The following is a 923-nucleotide window of genomic DNA, read 5'->3' as shown; positions in this document are numbered from 1 at the left end:
TATGAATCTTTCGGGAGACTCGAATAAAGCTATTTTTACCGCTTCGATAACTTTATCCGAAATATCTTTATCTATAATTTCTCGCTCTCTTTTGCTAAAAGACGACAAAACATAATCGTTTACTTTTTTTCCAAAATTTGGTCTGCCGATTCCTATTCTAATTCTAAAAAAATTGTCGCTTTGTAATTGGGCTATCAAACTTTTTATTCCGTTATGTCCTCCCGAGCTTCCGCCTTTTTTTATCTTAAAACTCCCAAAAGGCAAATCCATATCGTCATAAATAACAAAAATATCTTCGATTGAAACATTAAATAATTTTGAAATGTAAAGCGCCGACTCGCCCGAAAGATTCATAAATGTTTGAGGTTTAAGAAATATATACTGATTTTCGTCTTTTTTCATTCTAGCGTATAAAGATTTTTTTTTATTGTTATCAAAACTGACGGAGAGATTTTCCGCTATTTTATCAATCATAATAAATCCTATATTATGTCTGCTGTTTTTATATTCTTCGCCGTGATTTCCGAGTCCTATAAGCAATTTAGTCATTGTATTTATTTTTAGCCGCTTTTGGAGATTCAAATAAAGCTATGCAAGCGGCGTCAATTATTTCTTCCGATATATCTTTTATTTTTCTTCTTTCTTCTTTCGTAAAAGGAGCGAGCAAAAAATCCGCTATTTCTTCGTTTTCCGCGGGATTTCCAATTCCCACTCCGATTCTTGTAAAATTATCGCTTTTTAAAGAATCTTCTATACTTTTAATGCCATTATGTTTAAGAGGACCTTCTCTCGGTTCTATATCGCCGTAAATATCGCTATCGTCTCTTGCGGGAACGACTCTAAATTCTCCCACTGGAATATTCATATCGTCATAAATAACTATAATATCGTCAACGACTATTTTCATAAAACCGCCATATATA

Annotated in this window: 1 protein-coding gene and 1 pseudogene; both read right to left on the bottom strand. The window is 32.8% G+C overall.

Annotated elements, in window-relative coordinates; translation table 11 throughout:
* Positions 1–549: aminoacyl-tRNA hydrolase (pth, locus tag EZH24_RS12655; protein WP_137999398.1), on the bottom strand; the 549-nt coding region annotated here is incomplete at its 3' end.
* A pseudogene (locus EZH24_RS12650) lies at positions 542–923 on the bottom strand (aminoacyl-tRNA hydrolase); the annotation flags it as partial. The pseudogene EZH24_RS12650 and the gene pth, both read right to left, overlap by 8 nt.

The organism is Brachyspira catarrhinii (genome assembly GCF_005518285.1).
Classification (GTDB): Bacteria; Spirochaetota; Brachyspiria; order Brachyspirales; family Brachyspiraceae; genus Brachyspira; species Brachyspira catarrhinii.
This window is presented reverse-complemented; position numbering and strand designations above follow the sequence as displayed.